Genomic DNA, 23,223 nt, shown 5'->3' with positions numbered 1-23,223 from the left:
AGAATGAAGGTTGTTCACAATGAAAGATGGCATATACAGAAACACTTGTCCCCGTAATTGTTATGGAACCTGCGGCATTTTGTCATATGTTAAAAATGGCCGGCTCATGAAAGTGACCGGTGATCCAAAACATGGCTATACACAAGGAAGACTTTGTGCAAAGGGATATGCTTCCACCCAATTTGTCTATAATACGCAAAGGCTTAAGTATCCAATGATACAAAGCCCTAGAGGGTCTGGAAACTGGAAGAGAATATCATGGGATGAAGCTTACTCTATAATTGCTGGGAAAATCATCGAATTGAATCAGCGCTATAGGTCTAACCTTGCCAGTGGCTACAACAAATTCTCAGGAAATCTTGGGTTACTGCACTATGCTGTAGAAGGTATGTTCAATAGTTTCGGTCCTCATACGAAACCAACTGGGAATCCTTGTGCTCTAACGGGAAAACTCGCAGTTAACCAATCCTTCGGAGATAATTACAGCTCCGTTCCCGAGGATATGGCACGTGCAAACTTAATTGTTATCTGGGGAGCGAATCCTGCCGTTACCAATGTCCATCAAATGAAGTTTATTTATGAGGCAAGGCGCAGAGGAGCAAAATTCGTTGTCATTGATCCTATTTTTACAAGAACAGCTGAAAAAGCGGATATCTATATCCAAATCAATCCCGGAACAGATGGGTGGCTGGCTCTCGGAATCGCCAAAATCATTATTGAAAAAGGGATTAATTTCGAAGAGTCTACTCGGGATCAAACAATTGGCTGGGAACAATATAAACACTTTATTCAAAATCAAATTGACCTATTTGATGTATCGAAACGAACAGGTGTCCCAATGGAGGCAATGGAGGTACTTGCTGAATTTTACGGTAATTTAAAACCGGCTGTCACTTGGAACGGTTTAGGTCTTCAGCGTAACGATAGAGGCGGCCACAGCATCAGTGCTATCAACAGTCTTGCAGCCATGACAGGTAATCTAAGTAATCCAAATGGCGGTTTATATTATATTCATTTTGATATTGACTATTTTCCACACCTTCTGTTAAACCACCAGGGTCCTATTCATCCAACTATCACCAACTCTAGAGAAGTTGATATTAGTAATTTTTCAAAAAATGCTCTCAACTTAACAGATCCGCCGTTAAAATTCCTTTGGGTGGCGTCAAGAAATATTATTACTCAGGATCAAAACCTTAATTCTTGGCAGCAATTGTTTAATCAATTAGAGCTTATCGTGACAGTGGATCTTTATTTGACAAAAACAGCGAAAAAGTCCGATATCGTTTTACCTGCAGCCTCTCATTTTGAAGAAGAAGATTTAAATGTAGGTTATTGGCATTATTGGCTGGCCCTAAACCAAAAAGCAATTCCTCCATATTTCGAAGCAAAAAGTGATTTACAGATTGCTCGGGAATTAACCAAAAAGCTAAATGAACTCTCACCGGACTTTTCTAACTTCCCTTATGAAAAAGAACCAATTGACTGGATAAAAGAAGAGCTATCTCCGGAGATTATGCGTCAGTATGGACTTACTAGTTATGAGGATTTACTAAAGGGGCCGCAAAAAAAATTAGAAATAACTTACTCTATGTCTGATCCAGAGAAATTCAAACTGCTTCCGGCGATAGAAACACATGCTAATGATCTGTTCCTAGGTGAAAATCTTCAACAGCCATTAACCTATAGACTTTTATCACCGCAAACATTGTTGAAAATCCATTCTCAATATGAATTGGTGTCTTGGTTAGATCATGGAGAAACTGACAATATCATTGAACTTTCCTATAGTGCTGCGATCCAACATGAAATTGATGAAAATACAAAAATTGAGATTTACAATGAACATGGATTAATTGTCGGTACCGCTAAAATTAATCCTACATTGCCAAATAATGTGGTGCTTGCCTCTCAGGCTGGCAGTAACCCCATTAATCAATTAATCTCTCAAAAAGAAGAAAAAGATAAAAATAGCGCCAGTACTTTTTTTTATGACAGCATTGTGAAACTTAGGAAATGGAGAGAGAAGTATGTTTAAACGGGCCGGATTCATTTTCAATGCGGATGATTGTATCAATTGTAAAGCATGTGAAATTGCCTGTAAAAATGAAAATCAAACTCCCACCGGTATCCAATGGAGAGGGGTTAAAAAGGTAGCACCAGAATTATATCTATCTATTTCATGTAATCATTGTGACAGCCCGGAATGTTTCCGGGTCTGTCCAGAAAGGGCATTCACGAAGCGTAAAGATGGCATCGTCCAAATTGAAGAGGATCTTTGCACAGGCTGCCAGTTATGTATCTCTGCCTGTCCCTATCAGGCACCACATTTTAATCCTGAAACACGAAAGGTCAGCAAATGCCATATGTGCTTCCCAAGACAAGATATCGGAATGATTCCGGCTTGCGTTGAAGCTTGCACTACAGGAGCGCTGAACTTGGTAGATTTAAATACTTTTGAAGATGAGCAGGCAGTCCGTATGATTCAAGGTTTCCCTGAGATTACTATTACCTGCCCATCCATCCTCTTCTATCCATTAAAACCTAGAAAGAGATATTTTCTTCAATAAAGTATCTTCTAGTTAATCGTTCATTGGTTAAAATGAGCGATTATTTTTTCGACAAATGCTATAAGGCTATTAAAGAGGCTGCATCTGGAAAATTCCAACTCTTACCTCTAATATAACAAACAATTAACCACTGTAAATAATAGAAAATATTTGAAAATTTCACCATTTCCTTTATACTTGATAGTTAATGAGAGAGCAAAATAATAGACTAGACGGAGGAATAATGTGAAGAAAAAAGTTTGGATTTGGATTGTGTCAATTGTCGGATTACTTGTGATCGCAGGAACTGCTATCTACTTTTTTACCAAAGGCGATGCAGAAGTGGCAGGAACTGATGCCAAGGAAATGGGGATAACGGTTCAAAAAGCTAGTGAACAAGAATTATCTGAGACAATACTTGTTACAGGTAAAATTGTCCCTGAAAGTGAGCAAAAGGTGTTTTTGGAGCCGGAAAAAGGAGTAATTAGTGAGTATAAAGTGAAGGAAAATCAGGCTGTCAAGGCTGGTGACCCTCTACTAATTTACGATTCTTCCAAAATAGATAGTGAACTAAAAAAAGCGGTTCGTGAAAAGGAATTACTTCAAAGTAAAGGAAAATCAGAACAAAATCAAATTGCCGAACTAGCAAAACGTATTGCAGAAGCGAAAAAGAATACGACCACACAAAGTACCGCAACAGAAGAGGCAAACGGTGGAGTTGTTACGCAAGTAGACATAAACCAGCTTTCAACTGAAAAGATTCAACTGGAAATGGGATATGAAAGCACAAAATCAGAAATTGCCTCAGCAGATGACCGTATAAAAGAACTGAATGCACAGAAAAAAGAAATGACGATCGCTAGCAAAATTGATGGGATTATCGTTAAGGTAAATCAAAACGTAGCAAAGACAGAGACAGGAGCAGCTGAACCTGTCATCCATATTATTTCGAGCCAGCCATATAAGGTAATTGGTACCATGAGTGAATTTGATGCCGTAAAGATTCAAAAAGGGCAGCCGGTGATCATCCGTCCGAAGGTTTATAAAGATCGGGAATGGAAAGGTGCTGTTGAATCTGTTTCACAATTTCCAAATGCAGAAGGCGGCGGCGGTGAAGACTTCGGCGGCGGTCCTGGCGGTGGTCCTGGCGGCGGCAATGTGACGATGTATCCATTTAAAGTCGCGATTACAGATGATACTTCAGAGTTACGTCAAGGCTTCCATGTTTCTTTAGAAATTAAAGTGGGCGGCTCAGACAAAAAGCTTGTAATCCCCCATCCATCACTAATTGATGAAGGTGGAAGCAAGATAGTTTATGTTTTAGTCGATAAAAAGCTTGAGAGACGGGAAGTAAAAACTGGGGCAATGAACGATGAATTCATCGAAGTGACTGAAGGAGTAAAGCCGGGTGAGCTTATCGTTATAACACCAAATGAACAAATGCATGATGGAATGGAAGTGACCTCCTTTGATGAAGTTAAGTGAGATTACGAAGGTTTATGGTAAGGGGGCACTAGAAGTTCCTGTGCTGCATGGAATTGATTTAACGATAGAAGATGGCGAGTTTGTCGCGATCATGGGTCCATCTGGTTCAGGTAAATCAACCTTAATGAATATCATTGGCTTTTTAGATTATCCAACTTCGGGTACATTCGAATTAAATGGCGAAAAAATTGATTCAGCAAAAGAGAGTGTCCTTGCACGGTTAAGAAATGAACATATTGGCTTTGTTTTTCAACAATTCTTTATGTTTCCAAGGGACAACGCTATCAAAAACGTCGCATCCCCTCTTATTTATGCCGGTGTTTCAAAACGAGAAAGAACGGATAGAGCCAAAAAAATGCTAGGAAAGGTCGGATTAGAAGACCGAATGAAGCATTTGCCCAATCAATTGTCTGGCGGACAGAAGCAGCGTGTCGCCATCGCTAGAGCACTTGTCAATAACCCAACGATCATTCTTGCTGATGAGCCTACCGGAGCACTTGATTCAAAAACAAGCGAACAAATAATGAAACTATTTATTCAGCTTAATGAAGAAGGCAAGACAGTTATTATCGTTACACACGAAGAAGAAATAGCCGCATATGCCAAAAGAATCATTACACTAAAAGATGGCCTGATCACCAATGACCGGAGGGTGAAACCATGAACATCTGGGAAAGTTTCAAAATTGCCCTTTCGTCTATCTGGAATCATAAAGTACGGTCAATCTTAACCATGCTCGGTATCATTATCGGGGTAGCCGCAGTTATTATTATCGTTGCGATCGGACAAGGCACAAGAAAACAAATGACGGATGAATTGTTTAGTACGGATAAGGCCGCGATTGATATTTATTATGAATACATCCCGCCAGAAGGTGAGCCAGAAACCTTTTGGCAAGAGCCTGAATTGACGTCGGAAGATATCCAAACACTAGCTAAGGTTCCAGGTGTGAAAGCTGTGATTGCTACCAATCAAGGCTTTGGTACAATGGTCCGTAATGACGAGCAAGGTGAGATGCAAATTACTGGTGTGGGTGCGGAATTCTTCTCCGCTAAAAATATTCAAATTGTTGAAGGGCGAGCTTTCTACGCTGCAGATAACGATGGATTGAATCGGGTTGTCCTTATTGACACCATTGCCAGGAAGAAATTTTTTAAGGAAACTGAAAACCCGATTGGCGAAATCATTGACCTGAATAATAATCCTTACAAAGTCGTAGGCGTTTACGAATCACCGATTCCTGAACAATTTCGGAATAAGGATACCGGTGAAATGCTTATGCCGCGTTCAGTTATATCAATGGTGTTCGGCAACCGTGAAATCGAACAACTCTCTGTCATTGCAAGTGATCCTGAAAAGGTTTCTGAGACCGGTAAACTGGCTGCTGCAACACTGACAGAAAAAAAAGAACTGGAAGATGGAAAGTATTCTACTAACAGCTTTGAAGATTACGAAAAAGAATTAAACAAGATGATTTCGTTACTGACATTACTAATTGGCAGTATCGCAGGAATTTCCCTCTTAGTTGGCGGGATTGGTGTCATGAATATCATGCTTGTTTCTGTTACAGAAAGAACAAGAGAAATAGGACTTCGAAAAGCAATTGGTGCTACTAGAAAGAAAATCCTATTACAATTTCTTATCGAAGCGATCACCTTAACTTCATTAGGCGGACTGCTTGGAATTGGACTAGCGTCAATCGGAACCATCATTGTTTCTCAAGTAACTCCTATTGCAGCGACGGTCAGTCCCTTAATTGTCTTAATTGGAGTTAGTTTTTCTGCTCTAATCGGGATTATTTTCGGGATCCTCCCGGCTAATAAAGCATCGAAGCTTAGCCCGATTGATGCTTTGAGATATGAATAAAGTGATACTTCAATCAGTGCTTTTTTCCATCCCCCTATTTATTCTTGTTAGTTCCCTCGAAGTTTTCAAGGGGGGTCTTACTGCTCATTAATGCGGGATTAAACTAAATCAGGGTCAGTCCCTCACCGCTTTTTTGCGACGAGGGACTGACCCTTTAACTTATACAGTGCCAAGTGTAACACCAAGTTTAGTTAAATATTGTCGATAGGCAATGCTCATTCGGTCACATTTCAACGAAAGTTCTACCTGCAAATCAAGTGGTAAGTCCTCGGGTTTCTGATTTTCGACGATAGGCTTGTCTTGAGCGAAAATCATATCCTGGAACTCTATGATTTCCTGATCAGTTGTACCCGTTTCATAGTTAAATGACAAAATCCCATAGGCAATGGACTTGCATTCTGCAATAGGCAGGATGGTGAGTAAAATGGTCATCTTGTTGTCAGTATCCGGATCTCTTTTTGTGAACCGAACGGTTAATGGTCGTATTACTTCATACGTATAAAATACATCTTTGGATTGTCCGGTGCCGTCAGGGTCTGGCTGAAAGATGGCGATTTCATCTGAAAAAATCCGATCTTCTTCCATATGAACATCGTAATCCCCAATGACAGGATGCTCCTGTACCCCCAGAAACCCTTCATGTATAAAGGAAAGATGGCTTACATCCAAGAAGTTCTCAACGATTCTTGGAGGATTGGCATTCACTTCCTGTGGTCCCCATAAGACATTACGGAAGTTATCATCTGTATATTCAGGATAAGAAAAGAATTTAGGATTATTGTTGTTGAGATTAATCCACACAAATCCATATGCTTCTTTGCATGTATATTTAATAGCTTTAGCTTTTAATGGAATGGCTCTTCCTTCAGGGAGCTGCGGGATCTTTGTACATGTACCTGCAGAATTATATTCCCATCCATGGTAGGGACATACGAGATTCCCATCTTTTACGCAGCCTAGTGATAGAGCAGCACCTCGGTGAATACATAAGTCCTTAAAAGCGTGGATCCCTTCTTCATTGCGGAAGAGAACGACCCTCTCGCTTAATATCGTTACCTGTAATGGCTCTTCTTTTACGTCCTCTCTTTTACAAGCAACGACCCAGTCACTGCGTAACACGTTATCTTCCAAAAGCATGTTTACCATCCCTTCATTGATGAATTCTTTATATTACCTATATTTTATGAAGCTATTTTAACAAAGTCAACACAAAACACGAACATTAATTAAAAATAATATAAAAATATACGTAATTTATTGTTTACAACTTCTAAATTGTTTTTTATAATTCAATTAAAGTTTTTAATACAGCAGTAGTAAAAAACCCGCAAATCATCACAAAGAAAATTGCTTCTACATCTATGTTTTACTGTGATTTCAACATGATTGAAATGCTATTATCCCTAGTATCTTTATTCTTTTATTGTTTATTGATTTCAAATTAATTTAAAGTAGAGGAGAATAATTAAGTGGATCAAAAAGAGCAAAACACGAACATTGTAGCAGGCATCAATGAAAAAATCAGTTGGGGAAGAGCTTTTTTGCTTGGTATGCAGCATGTACTGGCGATGGATCTGTATATCGCACCAATCATTATTGCTGGTTTACTTTCATTGGATTCAATGAATACAACATTTTTCATTCAAATGTGTTTTTTGGCAGCAGGACTAGCTACACTCATCCAAACCATTGGCGGCTTGCGGCTGCCAGTTGTTCAAGGCCCATCCTATGTCCCTATCGGTGCGTTAGCAGCAATAGGAGGTAAACTTGGATTAGGTGCTGTTTTCGGCAGCCTCCTTCCTGGGGCCTTAATTATTGCAATCCTTGGGTATCCGTTAAAATGGTTTGCTAAAGCTGTTCAAAAAATAATCCCGCCGCTTGTCGGAGGAACCGTCATTGTCATTGTAGGGATCTCATTAATGCCGAATGCATTTAATAGTATTTATCATGCGCCTGGAAATGTAGGACACAATGTTTTGATTGCATTTGTTTCTGCAGCGGTTTTAATTATCTGTATTCTTCTTGGACGTAAAGCAAAGGGGTATGGCACATTTTTCCGTTTAGTTTCGGTCATCCTAGCCATCATCGCAGGCACGATTACCGCATCACTTTTTGGAACCGTTGATTTCTCCTCTGTAAAACAAGCATCATGGATATCATTTCCGAGCCTTTTCCCATTCGGAAAACCAGTTTTTAATTTACAAGCGATTTTAACAATGGTATTTATTTATTTGGTTATTTTAATTGAAACAACAGGAACTTGGTTCGTGGTATCAACTGTTACTGACAGTGAATTAGATGAAAAACGATTGAACCGAGCATCAGTCGGCGAAGGAATTGGCTGTTTCGTAGGATCTCTTTTCGGGGGTACACCTATGACAGGGTATTCTTCAAACGCTGGAATTATTGCGATTACTGGTGTTGCAAGCAGAATGGCCATCATCGCTGCCGGTATTATTTTGATAGGCTTAGGATTAATCCCTAAATTATCTGCAATCATTACTTGTGTTCCTGAACCAGTGATTAATGGAATCTTTGGTGTCGTTTGTGTAGCAATTGTCATGAACGGTTTAAAAGTCATTCAGCATGTTGTCATCGATGACCGCAATATGATGGTAATCGGAGTTCCGATCCTACTTACAGTAGGTACTATGGTTCTTCCGAAGGAAATCTTAAACAGCGTACCTGATTTCGCAAACTATATCTTATCTTCCGGAACAGCTGTTGGGGCGATCGCTACGGTCATACTTAATCTAATCATCCCACATGAACGAGAAAAAACAGTTCCGTCAGGAAAAGAATCATTAACTTAGTCAGATAAACTCAAAACAATAGGAAGGGTTAGTCATGAAGACTAATCCTTCCTATTTGTTTATGTTAATATAGTTGTACAGTAGCGCAGCTCTAGCTGCTCCCCCACAAATAGCCCCAAAAAGAGGCCAGAATACAAGTCACATACATAAAAGCTCCATATATAAAAAATTGGGGAATTTTCCCACCCTTTTTTAGTTGAAGCAACTCATAATTAAAGGTTGAGAAGGTTGTAAACGAGGCCAGAAAACCGACAGCGAGGAAATTGAGTTGATCTTCCGAAAAATATTTTGCCCCATAAATGAATCCTAAAGCAAGAGAACCCAAGACATTAATAATAAATGTAGCAGTTGGAATCGAAAGGATTGTCCATTTTGTGAAAAAATTACTAAGCATGTAGCGAAAAATGGCTCCGAAAAACCCTCCTGCCCCGATAATCAGAAGTAATTTAACCATAGGCTTAAACTTATCCTTTCTCGATTTTCACAGCAAGAGAATGTCCCAGGTGAACAAAACAATAACCGCCTATTATCGTAAGCAACGTATAAATGGCGCTTGTTTGAAGCCCCCAATTTTTAAAAAGCTCCAACACTTTAACACTGAAAGTAGAAAAGGTTGTAAAGGAGCCTAAAAAGCCTGTTGCAAATCCGATTCTTAACAAAGGAGAAAAACGTTCAGAATTCAACGATAAGAAAAAGCCAATCATAAAACAGCCTGATAGATTAACAATTAAGATTCCAGAGGAAGGGGGAAGAAAGGTGCGAGAAAGCAAATAATCTAAAAAATACCGTACGATTGTCCCTACCGTTCCCCCTAAGCCAACAACGAAATATACCATTTTCATCACTTCTTTTTAATACAAATATATTCTTAAACGGTAAAGAAATGCTTAATGGTATAAAAAATTCAGTTTTATGAAAGTGCCTTATTAATCTCGGTCAATATTGAACCATTCCTCTTCCCATTCATCTTCTTCCCATTCACTGCACCATTTATAATTTCTTTTTGCAAAGGTCAATATGTAGTTCTTTAACATACTATGGCGAACGAGTTTTTGCTCCTCTGTTAAAGCTCCAGCCCACGCATACGTTTCTATCAAATCCTGATAATCGGTATAAATCCGATGGTAAATTTGATCAAGGCGCTTTTTTTGTGCCTCTGTATACTGCATATCCTTGGTACAGTTTAGATCGTCTTCTAAACTTTCTGGTTCAAGTTCTGATTCAACTATTTTCTCCTCTTTTTTCTCTTTTGCCTGTTCTTTTGCATCAGATTTATTTTCTTTTTTAAGTCTATTATTTTTTACATTATCGGGCTTTGTCTTTCCATCAATCTCTTCTACTTCCTTATTTATGTTTGTGATAGTTGTTTCAGCAAAAGAAGGCATTTCATAATTCAAATAGAAAATGAAAAAAAATAGGATAAACACAAATTTTTTTATCATCAATCTTCTCCTTAATACAAATATGTAAAGTTGCATATCAGAAATGACATGCAACTTTTAGGAAATTTCTTTTAATCATCGTAATGATCGTCATCGCCATCATGTGATCCTTCTTGTTCAACCTCCAGCACCTGGCCTGTCTTGGCATCAATTTCTACCTCGTACATAGAGCCGGAGCTTTTTATGATGACCTCGTAATATTGCCGCCCATCATCCTCTTCTAGCTTTACCATGACAACTTCCCCTTTTACTTTACCCAAAGCAATTTCTTTTGCTTGTTTTTCTAAGATTGGGGTATTTTGCGTTAGCAATAGATGGCCTGCCTTGGCGTGCCCGCTCTGAAAATAGGCACCATATCCTAGTGAAATTAAAAGGGTTAGCAACAAAATTAGCTTTTTCAAACTCTAACACTCCTTTTTATTTTTTAGCCGAAAGGAAAGTATAATTTTCCTTTCAAGCATAAGCGCAACTACACATCTGTCTTCGCCTAACAGCTCGCCAATCGGCAAGTTTTTTTTAGCTAATAGGAAAGTATAAATTTTTCAATTTTATACTTTCCTAACGCATAAGTGCAACTACGCCTCTGTCTTCGCCCTTAGGGGCTCGTCAATCGGCGAGTTTTCTTTATCTTGTGCAAGAGTAAATATCTTATTCATTTAGTTACATTTTTTACAAGAGTGGATATATTGAATTGCCAATACAGAATTTGTCCAAAAAGATACGGCTAAACTGGGACAACGCCGTTACACTCCACACATAAAAAGCAATAAATACAGTAACATGATTTTTAAGCTGAAGGAGAGAGTACAATGGGATAAGCAGGTTTTTTAATCCAAAAAAAATAAAAGAATGGTATCAGTCTAGGAAATTTAATCATACTCAAAAAATGGAAGAAGAATATATAAATTGGGGACTGGGGGTTGAGGTTCCGTTTTTTTCAAGTTCAAAATTTTCTATTGAAAATAGATCAGTCGCTATCGTTGGTTCACAAATCACACATAATCGTTCCTGGCCCATTAAGTATTCTATCGTAAAAATAAGTAAACTGGGGGCTTCGATACAATACTATGACAGTGTCATTTTTTATGGAGACTATTTTAATGGCGAATTCCAGCACATTTTTCATCCCCCAAATGGTACAGATTATCAATTGCTCATATTCAATTATTATCAATATCATTCCATTGGAAAATTTCGGATGATCCAAAATAACATATAGGCTAGGCAACTGTCCTATTTTATAGAAAAAAATGATTTGCCCACCACCTTAGGACAACTTTTGCATACCCTAAATTATCTAAAAGGAGGTGATCGCAAAAATGTTTAGTTTAACTAGTGCTGAAATTAGTCATTTTCTATTAGCGATGGGATGCTTACTCGCTATGGCTCATTTATTGGGATATATGGTAGAAAGAATATACATTCCCCGCGTCATTGGGGAAGTTGCAGCGGGCTTAGTTCTTGGTCCTACCTTACTAGGGCACTTTTTTCCGGATGCGTTTAAATGGCTGTTTCTTGGATTTACTACGGAAGACAAGTTATTCGGGCTTCTATACCAATTTGGCTTGTTAATGCTGATGTTTTGTTCAGGGCTAAAATTTCAAACTAAATTTAATAAGGATGATATCAAAATTACCTCTGCTTTAGTGGTAGGTGCAACCATTCCGGCCTTTATTGTTGGCTGGTTTGCCGCTGATATTTTTAATATTACCCCCTATTTAGGAACGGCTAATAATCCTTTAGCAATGAAAATAGTAATCGCGATTTCAATTGCTATTACCTCCATACCTGTTATTTCCAAAATATTTAATGATCTTGGCATTATGCATACTAGGTTTGCAAAAATTGTAATTGCGTGCGCAGGCTTCCATGATATTCTGCTTTGGGTCACTCTTGGGTTCGCCACAGCCATTGCCAGCAATGGCGGTGTTTTCACTGCTGGTACAGCCCTGAAAAGTGTGGGTATATCGTTTGCATTTATTATCGGAACTTTTGTTCTCGGCTATTTTCTCTTTAAACGGTTAACTATCATCAGACAAAACTTATTATTTAGGTCATCTAACCTTGGGTATTTTTTGTTTATCATGTTTATGCTTGCATCTCTTGCCGGCAACCTTCACGTAGAAACGATTTTTGGAGCGCTGCTTGCGGGAATTATTGCGAAAGTGGCTTTGCCAAAGGCAGTATCGGAGCGTCTGGAGCAAGGGGTTAGTAATATTTCATTCTCTTGGTTTATACCGATTTATTTTGCAACAGTAGGCTTACAATTAGACCTTGTCAGACATTTTAGCCCTCTCTTCTTCCTTGCCTATTTCTTGTTTGCAACCTTAACTCAAACATTGGCCGTTTTTATCACTTCACGTACGATCAAACAAGATCGTTTAACCAGTTTTAACTTAGGGGTGGCGATCAATGACCGCGGCGGCCCCGGAATTGTCCTTTCTTCCGTTGCCTACGCCGCAGGAATTATTAATCAGGAATTTTTCGCGATCCTTGTCATGTTAGCGCTTATTACTTCCTGGATTCCAGGAACTTGGCTTCGGATCGTGGTTAAAAAGAAATGGAGACTTATGCCTGGGGATGAAAATATTACGCCACAGCCAAGAGATGACGGAAAAATTAAATCTATTAATCGATCTATATAGAAGAGGTCAGTCCCCAGCTCTTTAAAGCCACTGAGGACTGACCTCTTCCCCTTAATTCATCACCCATTTATCCTTCAGGAATAGAATCCTACCCACAATAAACAGAAGGATCATACTGACCAGGTTGCTTGTGATGGTGATTAGGATATGTTCGTAATCAATAATACCGAAGACTAGTTCTTTCAGCAGGCTGAACAGGTTCAAAATCGGAACAGCAAAATGCTGAAAGGATAATTCGTTAATTCCGATACTTGAAAGGATCATCGTCGGGAACATGGCTAACATCATCACCGGTGTGCTATAGCTTTGTGATTCTTTTACGGTCTTGCCGATAATACTTGTGAGCATGAGAAGTGACGCAGTAAACATAGCATAAATGATAGAGACCAACACAGCTAACGCAATAATAACGACAACATTGTTACCGAAAGAAACAGCCTTTTTTAGATTTTCTGTCAGTAAGTTAATCTCTAAAGCGACGACCAGTAAGGTAATAATCCCCGTGACTGACCCAACTGTAGCAATTGTCAGCCATTTCGAAAACAGCAAGGTTGAACGCTTTACCGGAGTCATTAATAATGCTTCCATCGTCTTCTTCTCTTTTTCACCGGCAAATAAATCGGAAGCAGCCGGACCTGAACCAACCCCAATAGCTATGGCTAGAATTAACGGAATTAGCATCGCGATTAAGTTGGCATTCGGATTTTGATCCGAAATTTCCTTTTGTTCAATTGTAATGGGCTCAACTAAGTTTGGAGCTGTTCCTTTTGCTTTCATCCGTTCTGAAAAAATTGATTTCTCGTAAACTCCCAGAACATTTTGTACAATGTTCTTCAAATTAGACGATTTTTGGCTGAAGGAGTCACCAATAATCGTGACCGTCGCCTTATCCCCGTTTTCGATATTACTACTGAAATTAGGATCCAGGATTAGTGCAGCCTGGACTTTCCCATCCTGCAGCGTTTTTGCCGGATTGGCCGAGTGAACGAGTTCAATATTTTTATAACTTGTAAATATTCCTGCAAGTTCGGGTTCAAACGATTCGTTCACGGCAAGCTTATAGCTTTCCCCTTCGCCATCAGAGATCATTTTTTCATAAAAAAAAGTTAATCCGGTCATCATAATTACCGGTAATAGCACGGTTAGCAATAACGTCCGGCGGTCACGGAAGCAGTCTTTTATTTCTTTTAAATAGATTTTAAGAAGCATAGTGTTCGTTCCCCCTTACAAGCTTACTCATGAAAATATAGTTTAAATCACGGCTGCCCTCTGACTTGTACAATGACTCAAGATTGCCGTGATAGACAAGTTCACCTTTATGCATCATAGCGACAGAATCGCAAAGCAGCGATACTTCCTCCATAATATGGCTTGAAAAAATAATCGTTTTTCCATCACGCTTTAGCTGATGCACAAGCTGGCGGAACACATTGGAGGATGTAATATCTAAACCGGTTGTCGGTTCATCAAAGAGAATTATCTCAGGATTATGGATCAGTGTTCTCGCAATCGCAACCTTTTGACGCATTCCTTTAGAGAAGCCGCCCACTTTCCGGTTCAAATAATCGCGCATACCGAACATCCTTGACAGGTCATCAATACGCACCTTCGTTTCATGCTTACTTAATCCATATAGTGCTGCAAAGTATTCTAAGTTTTCTCTGGCGGTCAAGCGATCATATAGCCCCGTTTCTCCGCCAAACAATACCCCGATTCTTTTTTTCACTTCATTTGCATTCTTGATCGTGTCAAAGCCTGCAACCGTTACCGCCCCCTCTGTCGGCGTAAGAAGTGTGGCAACCGTTCTTAGTAACGTCGTTTTCCCAGCACCGTTCTCCCCAAGCAGACCGACCACCTGCCCTTCTTTTACAGAAAAAGAGACATGCTTTAATGCCGTGACAAATTTCTTTTTATCTTGAAATTTCTTCGTTACCTCATGGATTTCAATCATTTCATTCCACCCCATCTGTTTTGTTTCTTGATGTCATCATACAAATAATCGAAAAGGAAATCTGCACTTATGTCGCGAATCGTCCATTTCCTGTCGCGAAAATGCCAAATTCCTCTTTAATAATGGTAAAATAAAGAAGATTCTTTTAAAGGAAATTCTGAATGGTTAAAGGTGTGGCGGATTATGATGAAGGTTGGTCTTGTCGATGATCGATTCATTGATTTAGATAAATTAAATGCGATTGTCGCTGGAATACCAGATGTAGAGATAGTTTTCTCGACTACCTCTGCAGAAGAAGCGTATGAGCATATCAAAAAAGAATCAATTGATTTATTAATTGCTGATATTGAAATGCCAAATTTATCCGGATACGAGCTGGCAGACATTATTCATTCACACGCCCTTAGTATTTCAGTTGTCTTTGTGACGGCCAACAGCGGCTATGCCGTTCATGCCTTTGAATTGAATGTCCATGACTATATTATGAAGCCTTATCTGAAAGACCGTTTAATTAAATCAATCGAACGCTTGAAGGAGAAGACAAAGTCAGCTGAGATTGCCGGCAGGCTTTATTTAAAACAAAAAAACGATATTCATATCATTCAGAAGAAGGATATTATTTTTATTGAAAGATCCGGCCGTTCCTCAACGATTTATACAAAGTCTGGTTCGATTAAAACCTATCAAACTCTTAACGAATTAGAGGGTGAATTAAGGGAACGGGATTTTATCCGCTCGCACCGATCCTTCATTATCAATATCCACTATGTAAAAAACTTTTCCCTGTATGCAAAGAATTCCTATATCGTGTCGTTTGAAGGAATTGAGGAGCAAGCGATGATTACAAAGGAAAAAGTAGATTTTTTACAAGAAAATTATTTTTAAAGGCAGGAAATGAACTTGAAGTCGATAATTTTATATTGGTTGGCATTAGCAGTACTAGGCACGGTTCATCTTCATCGGCTTACACTAATGCTGCCATGGAACATTCCTATCTATTTAACTTGTTTACTCGTAATCGTGATTATCTATTATTTTTATAAAAAAAGTATCACTCACATTTCTATTTCAGGGGTAAAATGGAACTCCCTGTTATTTGGCTTGCAGCTGCTGCTTGTCGTGATTTATACTGCCTTAAAGCCATCGTGGGTATATCTCGCACTGTTAATCCTCTTTATCGGAATTGAATGTATTAGGCTTTCTGTTGCACAGAAGCTGGCAGCATTAACCCGAGAGAATCATCTTTTTAAGGAACAAACAGCCCATTTTAATGAAACATTTCGCATTGTCCGCAGTGAACGGCATGATTTTCTCAAACATGTTTCCGCCATCCACTTTATGCTTGAAACCGGAAAACACGGTGAGGCAAAAGCGTATCTGGATGAGTTAGTCGAAAGCTATGAAGAAACGAATCTTTCCATTAAAGGGGAACGGGGAATCGTTGCCGGGAGCTTACATCAAATGTATCGGCGTGCCAAAACAGCAGGAATTCCGGTTGTCTATGACTTCGACCTGCCGCTATCGACATTACCACTCCCAGATACCGTTATGGTGAAACTGCTCGGAAATCTGTTATCAAATAGCATCGAGGCTAGTGAAGACTGGCAAAAGGAACATAAGCAACAGGCTGTAATCACACTTCAATTTTATAAACGAAGCGGTTTGTTCCTATTAATTTGTAAAAATAATAGTCTGCCAATTCCACCTCCCATCTTAGATGGATTGTTCCAAAGATACGGAAAAACGACAAAAGCGAACGGTCATGAGGGACTTGGGACGAAGATCATTAAGGATATCGTAAATGACCACCACGGCTTTTTAGACTTCGTCTATAAAGACCAGGAGTTCACCGTCAAAATAAAATTTCCAGCCATACAATGAACAACAAAAATCCCATCTTCTCGAGTAGATGGGATTTTTCCTTTAGTACGGTCTAGTTCTCAATTGCATGTGTACCATTTATTTCGTTTGCAAGTTTTTTACCGGCACTGATGAAAGTTTAATCGATAATGGAAAGGCTAACAGCAGTAAACAAATAATAAAGCCAATTACTCCACCCCAGCCGAAATTCGACCAGAAAAATCCTCCGGCAGTACCTGCCGTGCTTGATCCAAAATAATAAAAAAATAAATAAAGCGAAGAAGCTTGCGCTTTCGCAGTTTGTGCTCTTCGCCCCACCCAGCTTGAAGCGATCGAATGGGAGCCAAAAAATCCAAAGGTAAAAATAGCGATACCGATTATCTTTAACACCAAAGGCTCTACAAGTGTCAATGCTGCTCCAGTAAGCATAATGACCAGGCCAAGCCATAAGACCTTCCGGCGGCCGAGCGTATCAGAAAGCCGCCCCATCCATGTTGAACTAAAGGTGCCAGTTATATAAACTATGAAAATCCAGCCGACTATTGTTTGGCTCAATTGATACGGAGGTGCCATCAATTCAAAGCCAATATAGTTATACAACGTGACAAAGCTTCCCATCAAGATAAAAGCAATAGCAAATAAACATAATAATGCCGGGTCTTTTAAATGACCTACCATTGATTTGACTAACGTATTTAGTTTCAATGACTTTGGTGTAAAATAGCTGGAGCTCGGCAAATAAAACCAAAACCACAAGCTAAGCACGAGGCTAATCACCCCAATACTCCCCATTGCAACACGCCAAGAAAAAAGGTCCGTAACAGAGCCGGTAATAATTCTTCCTGCCATACCGCCAATGGAGTTCCCGCTAATATAAATCCCCATGGCAATACCAAGACTTTTTGGGTCGACTTCTTCACTCAAATAGGCCATAGCGATGGCCGGCAGCCCCGCAAGAACAATTCCTTGCAGAATGCGAAAGCTGATTAACGACCCAAATGTGGGACTGAAGGCAGTTAAGATGACAATGAGGGAGGAAAGGAATAAGGAAGCAGCCATAATTGGTTTCCTTCCCCACGCTTCAGATAAAGAACTGGTAAAAAGCATTGCCACAGCAAGTGCGAACGTCGTTACCGACAACGTCAGACTCCCCGTTGCCGCTGTGACATTAAACTCTTTTGTAAAAATCGGCATTAACGGTTGGACATCATAAAGTATAGAAAAAGTTATAAATCCCCCTGCAAAGAGGGCAAAATTGGCTTTACGAAAGGCTGTAGTACCTTGTTGCAGCTTACTCAACAAAAAGACCTTCTTTCTACTTTTTTACACTTTTCAACTGTACTCCTCTAACGTGAAAAATTCAATTAGATATAAGTTCCTTTCGGTATTATTGCTGGTTCAAGATAGGTAATATTTGTTCTTCTTCTGTACCAAACAGTGAAGAGGGATTTCCTAACAAAAGCTGTTTACTTTATTATAACAATACATAATATTTATTGAGGCAATGTTCAACTGTGTTTGTAATTTTGTAATATTTCAACATGACGAGCGCTTTAAACGGTTTTTTGTTGTAAGCCAATCCGTTCTGTCTCTATCGTCCCAATGATTAATCAGAATTTTTATAAAAATCGATAAAATACCTTGACAGTTCGATTATGCTTCGTTATTATTTATTCCTATAAAACACATCGGGATTATCAAATTGGCATCGATAATAAACTAACAAGTTACTAGGAGGGAAATCGTGCTTACCTTATTCGTAAAGACAGAAAAGCAAAAGACATGGTTACAAAAATTGCGTGAGAAAGAAGCAAGATTTAAAAATAAGTCGGCGGACATTGATGAATTGGCCATTTTTCCAGAAGAAAATATTCAGGAGCTAGTGGAGATGGGCTATTCAAGTATTACTCTTCCGGCTGCTTATGGCGGAGAAGGATTAAAGGTCTATGACATGGTGCTCCTTCAAGAAACACTGGCTAGTTTTGACGGAACCACCGCACTTTCGATTGGCTGGAATCTTGGGGTGATCGGCGAGCTCTTTGAAACAAAACATTGGGATCAGGAGAAATTGAATTTTTTTGCAAAAGAAATTCTTAACGGTGCCTTAGTGAATCGGGCCGTAAGTGAAGCACAAACAGGAAGTCCAACTAGAGGCGGACGACCAGGAACAACTGCGGTTAAGAAAGATGGTGCTTGGGTGATATCAGGACGGAAAACATTTACCACCATGTCTCCCGTATTAACTTATTTTCTAACATCTGCCTGGATTGAAGAAAAGCAAAAGGTTGGCTTTTTTCTCCTGCATAAAGATTTAGAAGGACTAACGATTGATGAGACATGGGATGTCATTGCCATGAGGGGCACAGGAAGCCACGATCTTGTTCTCAATAATGTAACCGTCGATGATTCCAATCTTGTTGAACTCCCGTCCATGCCCAGCGGAAGTAAAATAAACGGCTGGATCCTGCACATTCCTGCCTGTTATCTTGGCATCGCCCAAGCGGCACGCGATTATGCTGTCCATTTTGCCAATCACCATGCTCCCAATAGTTTAAACGGGCCGATCAGCCAATTACCTAATGTTCAACAGCTGTTAGGGGAAATTGATTTAGAATTAATTAGAGCTAGACATCTTACCTATAGTGTTGCAGCGGCATATGATGACGTATCTCTTAGAGAATACCTCGAAAATGAACTTGGAGTTGTCAAGCATACGGTTACGAATTCGGCGATTACCATTGTTGATAAAGCAATGAGGATCGTTGGGGCCAAAAGTCTTGGGCGCAATAATCCCCTGCAACGCTACTACCGCGATGTAAGGGCAGGTTTGCACAATCCACCAATGGATGATATGACGATAAAAAAATTAGCACTTTCAGCCATTGAACAGGAGAAAATAAGAAAAGCGTAAGCTTCCTTTGAGCGGCGGATGGACTCCTCGAAAAAGCTAACACTTTTTCTTCGTGCGATGCCTATGCTGCCGAAGCCTTCCTTGTGGAGCGAATCGATGTTGACTTATCGTAGGGAGAAGAGCGAAGTTGTTTCGCCGCTGGGTGCTCCTCGAAAAAGCTATATTTTCCTTCGTGCGAGCTATCGCTTCCGAAGATTATTCTAAGACAATTCTCAAAGTCGAAATTCTCTTATTTAGAGTAGGAATTTCATCCATTCCTACTCCCTAAAACTATAAAAATTTTTTTAGTTTTAAATCCAACTATTTTGATAAGAAAACTTAAAATAATAATTATAAAAAGGAGATTGGTATGATGAGAAATAAAAAGTTTTTCAAGGTAATCGTAACAGCTTTATCGTTATTCATTCTGTTAGCAGGATGCGGCATCAGTTCCACGTCTGGTGAATCATCAGACGCAAAAAATAAATCTTCAAAGGTAAGAAAGGTAAAGATCGCCTATGACCAAGCTTCAAAACCCATCTCCTATATCGATGATAAAGGAAATCCAACTGGATATGATGTAGAAATGATGAAATTGGTCGATAAATTACTTCCTGAATACGAATTTGAATTCGTTGGAACATCAAGTGATGACTTATTACTTGGGGTTGAACAAGGAAAGTATCAGGCAGGCGTGAAAAATGCCTTCTGGACACAGGAAAGGACAGAGAAATTTATCTTTCCAAAAGAATTCCTTGGACTGAGCAGCGCAGGTCTTGTCTTAAAGAAGAAAAATGAAAACATTAAATCGCTGGCAGATTTCGCTTCCGCTGGCTTAACCTTAGCGCCAATCGCTGCTAACAACGCGCAGTATACCATTATTGACGAATATAACAAGGCCAATCCGGATAATAAAGTCAAATTGAAAGCTGGAGATTCCTTTACAGTGGACGTTGTTCAATGGGTAAACGAAGGACGGGTTGACGGCGGTGTAATGATTGAAGGTCCATTTCAAAAGCAGGTCATTGCTGATGACGGTCCCTATCATAATCTAAAAAATGAGGTTGTTTATAATGAATTCGCCGTCATCAAAACTTGGCCATTATTTAACAAAAAGGAGCAGGAATTTGCCGATGCTTTTGATAAAGCCATTAAAAAGCTGAAAGAAGAAAAGAAACCAAACGATTTAAGTAAAAAGTTCTATGGTAGAGATTTGTTCGAGGTATTGGATACTGTCAAAAGATAAGTACTATTTTCATAGCAAAGAAACGTCTTAAATCTTGAGGTTACATCCTTATGAAAGGCGTAACCTCAGTTCCCTATAAAAAGACAATCAATCTATGAAAATGCTGGAGGTGAATTATGGAGAAATACTTTGATGCCAAATATATCTGGGAGTCATTCCCGCTGTTAATCCCTTATATAAAAGTGACATTTCTAGTTGCTGGTCTATCAGTCCTGTTTGGAACCATCTTAGGTTTCATTTTAGCTGCAATGAAATTAGGAAACAGTAAGATTGCTCAGAAAATCGCCAATGGGTATACGACCGCATTAAGATGTACGCCCTCGATTGTCCTGCTCTTTCTTGTTTACTATGGGATTCCGAAAATCGCCGAAAATTTCGGCTTAAACTTTAGCGACGTTGATAAAATCGTCTTTATTGTCATTACCTTTTCCCTGCAGTTTGCCGCTGCTATGTCTGAAGTGATCCGCTCAGCTTATCAATCGATTGATCGAGGGCAATTTGAGGCTGCCGTTAGTGTAGGGTTAAGTAACACACAAGCATACAGGAGAATTATCTTTCCACAGGCGTTTGTCGTTGCCTTACCAAACTTCGGCAACAGTTTACTTGAGTTGATAAAAGAGGGTTCTTTAGCATATACAATCGGATTAATTGATGTAATGGGGAAAGCAAGCCTGATTATCGATGGCCGTTTTAATGCTCATGCCTTTGAAACGTATCTTGCCTTATCGATTATCTATTGGGTGATTTCCATTGCGATTGAGCAGTTTTTCCTAAAACTAGAAAAAGGTTTTAGTAAAGGAAAACAAGTCATCAAACCAACATAAAGGGGGTGGCGGAGTGTCTGAGAGTTTAAATTATCAGTTTTTAGTAAAGACATTTTTTACAGCATTATCAGGAGTACCCACCGCACTCATAATAACAATTGTCGCCTTACTAATTGCCCTTCCGCTAGGGTTCTTACTTGCCTTAACAAGAATCAATCGAATTCCCTTGCTCCATCGTTTTGCCCAGGTTTATGTATCTTTTGTAAGAGGAACACCTGTCATTGTGCAAATTTTTATAATTTATAGCAGTGTCCCCCTGGTATTAACTTCGATATTTAAAAAGTTTCAGATTGAAACGAATGTTTATGATATCAATCCGATTTGGTATGCATTCATTGTTTTCTCATTGAATACGACAGCTATCTTAATCGAGGTATTTCGTTCAGCGCTTAGCACGGTTAGCAAGGGTCAGCTGGAAGCCGCTTATTCAGTCGGACTAACCAATGTGCAGGCATTTAGGAGAATTATTATCCCTCAGACATTGGTTGTCGCCTTACCAAATATATGTACAGCAACCGTCAATCTGATTAAGGCAACCTCTTTGGGATATGCGATGTCCTTGCAGGAAATTACACTGCGAGCAAAAGTAGCAGCAAATGTTGGCTACAATTATGTTGAGGCGTACATCGATATCTTTCTGGTCTATTTGATTTTATGTAGTTTAGTAGAATATTTATTTAAATTATATGAAAAACGGTTACGGAAATATAAAGCAGCAAATGCCTAAGATTGAAACTGGAGGCAGAACGATGTTAGAAATTAAAAATATTCATAAATCATTTGGAAAAAATGAGATTTTAAAAGGCGTGGATTTACGCATTGACAAGGGTGATGTGGTTGTCATCCTTGGACCAAGCGGTTCCGGTAAAACCACGTTACTCAGGTGTATTAACTTTCTGGAAAAAGCAGATCAAGGGCATGCTATATTTGGATCCACGGATGTCAATTTGAAAACAGCTTCCAAAAAGCAAATTCACGATATCAGACAGAAGGTCGCGTTTGTATTTCAAAATTACAATCTATTTAATAATAAGACCGCACTTGAAAATGTAACAGAGGGGCTGATTATTGGCAGAAAGGTTCCGAAACCTGAAGCAATCAAAATTGGCAAAAAGGCATTGGATAAAGTCGGTTTGTCAGAAAAATATCATGCCTATCCTGTTGAATTATCTGGAGGACAGCAGCAAAGGGTTGGGATTGCCAGAGCTGTTGCCTTAAATCCGGATATCATTTTGTTTGATGAACCAACCTCTGCCCTCGATCCGGAAATAGTCGGGGAAGTATTAACGGTGATGAAAAATATTGCCAAAGAAGGGACCACCATGTTAGTCGTCACCCACGAAATGTCGTTTGCGAAGGATGTAGCCAACCGTGTGGTCTTTATGGATGGTGGCGTCATCGTTGAAGAAGGGTCCCCTAAGGAGATTTTCACCAACCCAAAGGAAGAAAGAACCCAGCAGTTCTTAAAGAGAGTTTTACCAGAGGATTATATCTTTTACATTTAGACGAAAGGGTCAGTCCCCGCCGATTTAACGAAACGGGAACTGACCCTCTTTTAAAGACTTTTCTCCTACAGTCTTTGCGTGATTTGTCCTTTAGAGTACCTATTAAAGACATTTCTCTTTCGATTTCATGAAGTTTTGTCCTTAAGA

The 23,223-nt window shown here is 39.3% G+C and carries 23 protein-coding genes; 15 read left to right on the top strand and 8 right to left on the bottom strand.

Annotated features, from left to right (window positions below; all coding sequences use genetic code 11):
- Positions 1–19 precede the first annotated feature (19 nt).
- The 5 genes from V7150_RS01585 to V7150_RS01565 all read left to right on the top strand — a co-directional run bounded on the left by V7150_RS01585 (position 20) and on the right by V7150_RS01565 (position 5,900).
- Positions 20–2,038: a molybdopterin-dependent oxidoreductase gene (locus V7150_RS01585; RefSeq protein WP_335512965.1), complete on the top strand. Its 2,019-nt coding sequence runs from the start codon at positions 20–22 to the stop codon at positions 2,036–2,038.
- Positions 2,031–2,570: a 4Fe-4S dicluster domain-containing protein gene (locus V7150_RS01580; protein WP_335512963.1), complete on the top strand. Its 540-nt coding sequence runs from the start codon at positions 2,031–2,033 to the stop codon at positions 2,568–2,570. Before V7150_RS01585 ends, V7150_RS01580 begins: the two co-directional genes overlap by 8 nt.
- A gap of 225 nt (positions 2,571–2,795) precedes the next feature.
- Positions 2,796–4,034 (top strand): efflux RND transporter periplasmic adaptor subunit, encoded by a 1,239-nt coding sequence (locus tag V7150_RS01575; RefSeq protein WP_335512961.1) that lies wholly within the window; start codon positions 2,796–2,798, stop codon positions 4,032–4,034.
- On the top strand, positions 4,018–4,698 hold the full coding sequence (locus V7150_RS01570; protein ID WP_283921487.1) for an ABC transporter ATP-binding protein: 681 nt from the start codon (positions 4,018–4,020) through the stop codon (positions 4,696–4,698). The genes V7150_RS01575 and V7150_RS01570 overlap by 17 nt, the downstream gene beginning before the upstream one ends.
- Complete coding sequence (locus tag V7150_RS01565) at positions 4,695–5,900, top strand: ABC transporter permease (protein ID WP_335512956.1); 1,206 nt, start codon at positions 4,695–4,697, stop codon at positions 5,898–5,900. The genes V7150_RS01570 and V7150_RS01565 overlap by 4 nt, the downstream gene beginning before the upstream one ends.
- Positions 5,901–6,059: 159 nt before the next feature.
- Here V7150_RS01565 and V7150_RS01560 read toward each other — a convergent pair whose 3' ends face one another.
- Positions 6,060–7,037, bottom strand: coding sequence for an aromatic ring-hydroxylating dioxygenase subunit alpha (locus V7150_RS01560; protein ID WP_335513038.1), 978 nt, complete (start codon positions 7,035–7,037; stop codon positions 6,060–6,062).
- Between the two features lie 332 nt (positions 7,038–7,369).
- Between V7150_RS01560 and V7150_RS01555 the strand changes: the two genes are divergently transcribed.
- Positions 7,370–8,713, top strand: coding sequence for a nucleobase:cation symporter-2 family protein (locus V7150_RS01555; RefSeq protein WP_335512954.1), 1,344 nt, complete (start codon positions 7,370–7,372; stop codon positions 8,711–8,713).
- A 91-nt stretch (positions 8,714–8,804) separates the two neighbouring features.
- Here V7150_RS01555 and V7150_RS01550 read toward each other — a convergent pair whose 3' ends face one another.
- The 4 genes from V7150_RS01550 to V7150_RS01535 form a co-directional block, all read right to left on the bottom strand.
- Positions 8,805–9,167, bottom strand: a complete 363-nt coding sequence (locus V7150_RS01550) for a fluoride efflux transporter FluC (RefSeq protein ID WP_335512952.1) — start codon at positions 9,165–9,167, stop codon at positions 8,805–8,807.
- A 10-nt stretch (positions 9,168–9,177) separates the two neighbouring features.
- On the bottom strand, positions 9,178–9,555 hold the full coding sequence (crcB, locus tag V7150_RS01545; RefSeq protein WP_335512950.1) for a fluoride efflux transporter CrcB: 378 nt from the start codon (positions 9,553–9,555) through the stop codon (positions 9,178–9,180).
- 84 nt (positions 9,556–9,639) lie between these two features.
- Entirely contained in the window at positions 9,640–10,155 is a 516-nt protein-coding gene (locus V7150_RS01540; RefSeq protein WP_335512949.1) for a DUF2680 domain-containing protein, read from the bottom strand.
- A 71-nt stretch (positions 10,156–10,226) separates the two neighbouring features.
- Positions 10,227–10,556, bottom strand: coding sequence for a PepSY domain-containing protein (locus V7150_RS01535; protein WP_335512947.1), 330 nt, complete (start codon positions 10,554–10,556; stop codon positions 10,227–10,229).
- 485 nt (positions 10,557–11,041) lie between these two features.
- On the opposite strand from V7150_RS01535, the gene V7150_RS01530 reads away from it, so the two are divergent.
- Together V7150_RS01530 and V7150_RS01525 are read left to right on the top strand one after the other, a co-directional pair.
- Positions 11,042–11,374 (top strand): hypothetical protein, encoded by a 333-nt coding sequence (locus V7150_RS01530; protein ID WP_335512946.1) that lies wholly within the window; start codon positions 11,042–11,044, stop codon positions 11,372–11,374.
- 100 nt (positions 11,375–11,474) lie between these two features.
- On the top strand, positions 11,475–12,800 hold the full coding sequence (locus V7150_RS01525; RefSeq protein ID WP_335512944.1) for a cation:proton antiporter: 1,326 nt from the start codon (positions 11,475–11,477) through the stop codon (positions 12,798–12,800).
- A 51-nt stretch (positions 12,801–12,851) separates the two neighbouring features.
- Here the strand turns inward: V7150_RS01525 and V7150_RS01520 are convergent, their stop codons facing one another.
- Together V7150_RS01520 and V7150_RS01515 are read right to left on the bottom strand one after the other, a co-directional pair.
- Positions 12,852–14,009 carry an ABC transporter permease gene (locus tag V7150_RS01520; RefSeq protein ID WP_335512942.1) on the bottom strand — a complete coding sequence of 386 codons (1,158 nt, stop codon included), beginning with the start codon at positions 14,007–14,009 and terminating at the stop codon, positions 12,852–12,854.
- Positions 13,999–14,751 carry an ABC transporter ATP-binding protein gene (locus V7150_RS01515; protein ID WP_335512939.1) on the bottom strand — a complete coding sequence of 251 codons (753 nt, stop codon included), beginning with the start codon at positions 14,749–14,751 and terminating at the stop codon, positions 13,999–14,001. Before V7150_RS01515 ends, V7150_RS01520 begins: the two co-directional genes overlap by 11 nt.
- 183 nt (positions 14,752–14,934) lie before the next feature.
- Here V7150_RS01515 and V7150_RS01510 point away from each other — a divergent pair, with 183 nt between their 5' ends.
- Both V7150_RS01510 and V7150_RS01505 read left to right on the top strand, forming a co-directional pair.
- Complete coding sequence (locus V7150_RS01510) at positions 14,935–15,636, top strand: LytR/AlgR family response regulator transcription factor (protein WP_335512937.1); 702 nt, start codon at positions 14,935–14,937, stop codon at positions 15,634–15,636.
- Between the two features lie 15 nt (positions 15,637–15,651).
- Positions 15,652–16,632 carry a sensor histidine kinase gene (locus V7150_RS01505; protein ID WP_335512935.1) on the top strand — a complete coding sequence of 327 codons (981 nt, stop codon included), beginning with the start codon at positions 15,652–15,654 and terminating at the stop codon, positions 16,630–16,632.
- A 78-nt stretch (positions 16,633–16,710) separates the two neighbouring features.
- On the opposite strand, the gene V7150_RS01500 is transcribed toward V7150_RS01505, so the two are convergent.
- On the bottom strand, positions 16,711–17,910 hold the full coding sequence (locus V7150_RS01500; RefSeq protein WP_335512934.1) for an MFS transporter: 1,200 nt from the start codon (positions 17,908–17,910) through the stop codon (positions 16,711–16,713).
- Between the two features lie 445 nt (positions 17,911–18,355).
- Here V7150_RS01500 and V7150_RS01495 point away from each other — a divergent pair, with 445 nt between their 5' ends.
- The 5 genes from V7150_RS01495 to V7150_RS01475 all read left to right on the top strand — a co-directional run bounded on the left by V7150_RS01495 (position 18,356) and on the right by V7150_RS01475 (position 23,076).
- The gene (locus tag V7150_RS01495; RefSeq protein WP_335512932.1) at positions 18,356–19,522 is read left to right on the top strand and encodes an acyl-CoA dehydrogenase family protein; all 1,167 of its coding nucleotides are present in this window, start codon (positions 18,356–18,358) and stop codon (positions 19,520–19,522) included.
- A 352-nt stretch (positions 19,523–19,874) separates the two neighbouring features.
- Positions 19,875–20,747 carry a transporter substrate-binding domain-containing protein gene (locus V7150_RS01490; protein ID WP_335512930.1) on the top strand — a complete coding sequence of 291 codons (873 nt, stop codon included), beginning with the start codon at positions 19,875–19,877 and terminating at the stop codon, positions 20,745–20,747.
- Positions 20,748–20,863: 116 nt separating this feature from the next.
- A complete protein-coding gene (locus V7150_RS01485) occupies positions 20,864–21,571 on the top strand; it encodes an amino acid ABC transporter permease (protein ID WP_335512928.1) in 708 nt (235 codons plus the stop codon).
- Positions 21,572–21,584: 13 nt separating this feature from the next.
- Positions 21,585–22,298, top strand: a complete 714-nt coding sequence (locus tag V7150_RS01480; RefSeq protein WP_335512926.1) for an amino acid ABC transporter permease — start codon at positions 21,585–21,587, stop codon at positions 22,296–22,298.
- 22 nt (positions 22,299–22,320) lie between these two features.
- Positions 22,321–23,076, top strand: a complete 756-nt coding sequence (locus V7150_RS01475; protein ID WP_335512924.1) for an amino acid ABC transporter ATP-binding protein — start codon at positions 22,321–22,323, stop codon at positions 23,074–23,076.
- Positions 23,077–23,223 lie beyond the last annotated feature (147 nt).

The sequence above is a fragment of the Neobacillus drentensis genome, from assembly GCF_036965245.1.
Classification (GTDB): Bacteria; Bacillota; Bacilli; order Bacillales; family Cytobacillaceae; genus Neobacillus; species Neobacillus drentensis_G.
The sequence above is the reverse complement of the archived record's forward strand: the minus strand, read 5'-3'. Positions and strand labels throughout refer to the sequence as shown.